Annotated in this window: 4 protein-coding genes; 3 read left to right on the plus strand and 1 reads right to left on the minus strand. The window is 72.9% G+C overall.

Features of this window, described 5'->3' with window-relative positions; all coding sequences use genetic code 11:
• The 3 genes from VE172_RS15020 to VE172_RS15030 all read left to right on the plus strand — a co-directional run.
• Nucleotides 1-1,181 (plus strand): NAD(P)H-hydrate dehydratase (locus VE172_RS15020; RefSeq protein WP_324802736.1); only part of this gene is annotated, 1,181 nt, incomplete at its 5' end.
• Nucleotides 1,182-1,238: 57 nt separating this feature from the next.
• Nucleotides 1,239-2,225 (plus strand): alpha/beta hydrolase, encoded by a 987-nt coding sequence (locus tag VE172_RS15025; protein WP_324802737.1) that lies wholly within the window; start codon nucleotides 1,239-1,241, stop codon nucleotides 2,223-2,225.
• Between the two features lie 50 nt (nucleotides 2,226-2,275).
• A complete protein-coding gene (locus VE172_RS15030; RefSeq protein ID WP_324802738.1) occupies nucleotides 2,276-2,893 on the plus strand; it encodes a hypothetical protein in 618 nt (205 codons plus the stop codon).
• Here VE172_RS15030 and VE172_RS15035 read toward each other — a convergent pair.
• Nucleotides 2,890-5,264, minus strand: a 2,375-nt coding sequence (locus tag VE172_RS15035) for an ATP-binding protein (RefSeq protein WP_324802739.1), incomplete at its 5' end; no start/stop codon positions are given. The two genes, VE172_RS15030 and VE172_RS15035, sit on opposite strands and share 4 nt — an antisense overlap.

Here is a 5,264-nt window from a genome sequence, read left to right on the forward strand (position 1 = left end):
TGTTCGAGGGGCGCACCCACGCCGCGGCCCTGGCCGAGTTCCGCGCCGCCGGCGGGCGCGTCAGCCCGACCGTGCCCGCGCGCACCGACCTGATCGTCGACGGCATCCTCGGCATCGGCGGCCGCCCCGGACTTCCCCTGCGCGCCAGCCAACTGCTGGCCCAGCTGCCCACGGTGACCACCGTGGCCGTCGACGTCCCCAGTGGAGTCGAGGTGGACACCGGCGCCGCCGTGGCCGAGGCGGTGCGCGCCGACGTCACCGTGACCTTCGGCTGCCGCAAGCCCGCTCTGGCCGTGGGCGGGGCCGCCGCCCTGGCCGGCGTGGTGGAGTGCGTCGACATCGGACTGGAACCGTTCCTGCCCAGGCCCTACGCGCGCATCGCCGAGCTGACCGACGTGGCGGCCTGGTGGCCGCACGCCCGCCCGCAGGACGACAAGTACACCCGCGGCGTGGTGGGGGTGTGCGCCGGCTCCTTCCGTTACCCGGGTGCGGGCGAGCTGGCCACCGCGGGCGCGCTGGCCGGGCCCGCCGGGTACATCCGGTACGCGGGCACCGCCTCGCGCCACATCCGCTACAGCTATCCCGAGGTCGTCACCAAGGACCGGGTCGCCGACGCCGGGCGGGTGCAGGCGTGGGTGGCCGGGCCGGGCATGGGCACCGACTCCCAGGCCGAGTCGCAGCTGCGCTCGGCCATGGCGCTGCCGGTGCCGATGTGTCTGGACGCCGACGCCCTCACCCTGATCGCCGACGATCCGTCCAGTCTGGCCGAACGCCTGTCGCCGTCGGTGATCACGCCGCACGACCGGGAGTTCTCCCGGCTGGCGGGGCACGCCCCGGGCAACGACCGGGTCGCCGACGCGCTGGAACTGGCCCTGCGGATGGATTGCGTGGTCCTCCTCAAGGGATACAAGACCGTGATCGCCAACCCGATCGGCGACGTCTGGCTGAACCCGACCGGTGACCCGGCGCTGGCCACCGCCGGCTCCGGGGACGTGCTGGCGGGCCTGCTCGGCGCCATGCTGGCGGCCGGGATGCCGCCGGAGCGCGCCGCCATGTCGGCGGCGTTCCTGCATGGAATGGCCGGGCGCGAGGCCGCGACCCGCGGCCCCGTCACCGCGTCGGTGGTGGCCCGGGTGCTGCCGGAGGTCATCGGCCGCGCCATCGGCGATGGCACCCGGTGAAGTACCGAGATACTCTGGGACATAAGGGATAAACGGCCTCACCCGGCGGAGGCGGCCATGAATATCGCAGTACCGAAGCCCTCGAACGGAGCCTTCGTGGCCGCCGAATGGTGGGGCGGCCTGAGCGAGCCCGACCGCGCCGCGATGGCGGCCAACCACCCCGAAAAGGTGGCGCACCTGAATGGACTCCCCGCCACCGTCCGAGACGTCTGCAACCGGGAACACCTGCGGCGCTTGGACTCCAAGCCCGCCCTGGACGATCTGAACAAGCGGGTCAGCGCCGCGAGCCCCGTCGACGGCACGCGCTACTTCCTGCTGGACTTCGACCCGGCGGGCGACGGCCAGGCGGTGATCGCGGTGGGCGACCCGGACGTGGCCGACAACGTCTCGATCTACGTTCCCGGGACCGGCGCCGCCATCGCCACCATCGGCTTCGACTACGACAGAACGAATCGGATGGCCACCGATGCCGCCAAAGTGGATGGACGCCGGCTCACCTCGATCGTCCTGTGGCTGGGCTACGACGCCCCCGACGACCTCTTCACCGACTCCCCGCGCGACGACGACGCGGTCGCCGCGGTGCCCCGGCTCAGCTCCTTCGTCACCGGTCTGCGCCTGGCTCGGCCCGGCGACGACCGGGCCCACCTCACCGCGCTCGGGCATTCCTACGGCACCACGGTCATCGGGATCACCGACCGCGACAAGACCTGCGACGTGGACGAGATGGTGTTCGTCGGCAGCCCCGGCGTCGGGGTGCCGCACGCCAGCGCGCTGAGCGTCGGCGCCGAGCACGTGTGGGCCACGGCGGCGCCCGGCGACCTGATCGCCGACGCCCCCGACTGGTTGCTGGGCCCGCCTCCCAGCCATCGGACCTTCGGCGCCCGGATCTTCTCGTGCGCCGACACCGGGCGCTTCGACCCGGTGTTCCACGACGACCCGCTGCGCGATCCCGTCAAGGCCCACGACGGCTACTGGGACAAGGGAAACATCGCGCGCACCAACATGGCCTACATCGCCACGGGGCAGACCCACGCAGTACGCTGACGAGCCGTTGGCACCCGACCAACCGCCCGAGTTCGTATTGAGGAATGCCCATGGATGAAGTGCCGAGCGGCCCCGCACGGCCGCGGCACCGCTGGACCGGCGAGCGCTACGCGATGACCGTGTTGGGCGCGGTGATGGCCCTGGTCGTGGTGCTCGTCGGGGCCTTGCTGATCTTCGGCGGTGGCGGCGACAGCAAGGTGGCCGGCGACGACCCCACCACCGCCACCTCCGGACCGTCCACCAAGCCCCTGGACGCCAAGACCGGATCGGCCGGCAAGTCGTCCAAGTCCACGCCGCCGAAGAAGCAGCCCAAGCACACGCCGGGCAGAAATCCGCACAGCGCCAAGGAGGCGTGCGGCGCCGGGTACGGCGAGGTCGACAAGCGCACCATCAGCTCCGGCGGCGTCACGTTCGGGACCGTCCACTTGCTCTACAACAACTCCTCGGGCGCCAACTGCGTGGTCACCCTGAAGGCCGTCGACATCAAGAAGAAGACGGCGGTGTCGGCGTGGTTGCAGGTCAAGGGCGGCAAGGTCGGCGACGAGACCGGCAAGTACGCCTACTACGCGGGCCCGGTCACCCTGAAGGCCCGCGGCGCCTGCGTGAAGTGGGGCGGCTCCATCAGCGGCGTGGCGTCGGCGAGCAGCGGCTGGGGCCACTGCGGCTAGCGGACCTCTGCCTCGATGAGTTCGACGGCGCGGTCGATCGACAGCTCGCTGCCGACGCGGATCGCGTGTGCCTTGTCGCGCAACGCCTTGGCGCGTTCGGCGTCACCGCGGTGGCCGGCCAGGCGGGAGAAACCGTCCATGATGGTGGCCAGGATCGGCGGGAAGTTGCGGTGGCGCAGCATCCCCAGGCAGGTGCGGTAGTGGGCGGCGGCCGAGGCCCAGTCGCCCCGGGCCTCGTCGATCTGTCCCAACAGGACGTAGGAGTCGGCCAGCACCATCTCCCCGCTGAACCACCCGGCGGGGCAGGAGCCCACCGCGCGCCGCAGGTGCCCGCGGGCCTCCTCCAGGTCGCCGCGGTGGTAGGCGATCAGGCCGTGGCCGTAGGAGATCCGCACCCGTGACTCCACGCTGGGCGAGTCGCCGATGTAGTCGACGCAGCGCCGGTATTCCGTCAGCGCCGCGTCGAACTCGCCCGCCCGGGCCAGGGCCTCGCCGCGCTCGCACATCATCTCGGCGACCTCGTCCACCGAACCCAACTCGCGCAACAACTCCGCCGCCTGCTCCAGCAGTCGGTTCGCCTTCTCCTCCTCGCCGAAGGCGCGCACCGAATAGGACTGTCCCATCAGGCTGTTGGCGATTCCCCAGCGCTCCCCGAGCGCCCCGAACGACTCGGCGGCGGCGATGAAATGGGTCGCCGCCTCGGTGTGCCGCGCGTACACCTGGAGCTGGTAGCCCAGGCCCATCACCATCAGCGCCCGGGTCCAGGGCTCCTCGACGGCGGGGATCAGCTCGCGAATCCGGTCGATGGAGCCGTCGTTTTGGCCGGGCGGGCCCTCGGCCATGGCGCGCAGCACCATCACCACGGGGTGGAAGGGCGGCCGCTCCTCCAGGGTGGACAGGGGCGGGAAGTTGGCGGCGTGGGCGATGAGGCGGGGGTCGTTGTCGTGGTCCATCCCGGCGCTCAGCAGCGCCAGCCGGTATTCGTCGCGCAGCTCCCCGCCCGCCATGGGTTCCATATCGGACAGCAGCCGCCGGGCGAGCACCGCGCCCTCGGTGCGCAGCCCGCACAGCCACCAGTACCAGGCCAGGGCCCCGATCAGGCGCAGCGCCAGGGAATGCCGTTTGTCCTCAATGGCCCAGCGTAGCGCGGCGTGCAGGTTGTCCTGCTCGGCGTGCAGCCGCTCCAGCCAGCGCAGCTGATCGCGCCCGCGCATCCGCGCGTCGGCGGTGCGCGCCACCGACAGGAAGTGCTCGGCGTGGGCCAGCCGCAGCCGGGCGGTCTCGCCCGCGGCGTCGCGCCGCGCGGCGCAGAACTCCTCGATGGTGGCGAGCATCCGGTAGCGCCCCCGGGAATGCTCCACAAACGACTTGTCGACCAGGTTGGTCAGCAGCTCCAGGGTCTCGCCCGCCCTCGCCGCGCCGACCGCCTCGGCGTCGTTCAGCGCGCAGCCGCCGGAGAACACGGTGAGGCGGCGGGCCAGTTCGCGCTCGGGCTCGGTGAGCAGGTCCCAGCTCCAGTCGACCACGGCGTGCAGGGTGCGATGCCGGGCCGGGGCGGTGCGGCTGCCGCGCGACAGCAGGCCGAAGCGCTCCCCGACCAGCCGGGCGGCTATCTCGTCGGCGCTGAGGGTGCGCACCCGGGCGGCGGCCAGCTCCAGGGCCAGCGGCATCCCGTCCAGGGCGCGGCAGACGCTCAACACGGCGCCCAGGTTGGCGTCGGTGACCTCGAAGCCGGGCGAGACCGCCCGCGCCCGGTCCGCGAACAGCCGCACCGCCGGATACTTCAGCGCGGACTCGGCGTCGCCCTCGGCGTCCGGCATCGGCAGCCCTGACAGCGGATACAGCGCCTCGCCGGTGATGCCCAGCGCCTCGCGGCTGGTGGCCAGAACCCGCAGCCGCGGGCAGGCGGCCAGCAGCCGGGCCACGGCCTCGGCGGCCTCGGCGATGACGTGCTCGGTGTTGTCCATGATCAACAGTCGCGGCGACGCGGCCAGGACGGCGGCGGCCCGCTCCAGCGGGTCCCCCGTCGGGCGCTGGTCGGGCAGCAGCCTCGACTCCCGCGCCCCGAGCGCGCGCAGGATGCCTTGGGCCACTTGGGTTCCGTCCGACACGGGCGAGAGGTCCACGAAGGTGACGTCCCCGTCGACCGCGGCCGCGGCCTCGATGGACAGCCGGGTCTTGCCCACCCCGCCGGGGCCGGTGAGGGTCACCAGCCGGGCCGAACCCAGCACCTCCGACAGCGCCGCCAGCTCGGTGGCGCGGCCGAAGAACGCGGTCAGCTGGGCGGGCGGGCGGCGCCCCGCCGACGGGGGCTCGGGGCGGTCGGGGGTCTCGCGCAGCAGGTCGCGATGCAGGGCGGCCAGGGCCGCGG

Source organism: Stackebrandtia sp., from assembly GCF_035643755.1.
Classification (GTDB): domain Bacteria; phylum Actinomycetota; class Actinomycetes; order Mycobacteriales; family Micromonosporaceae; genus Stackebrandtia.

Bases quoted from the DNA above. Each gene is read 5' to 3' on its own strand.
- VE172_RS15025 (WP_324802737.1), top strand. From the start codon at position 1,239: ATGAATATCGCAGTACCGAAGCCCTCGAACGGAGCCTTCGTGGCCGCC.
- VE172_RS15030 (WP_324802738.1), top strand. From the start codon at position 2,276: ATGGATGAAGTGCCGAGCGGCCCCGCACGGCCGCGGCACCGCTGGACC.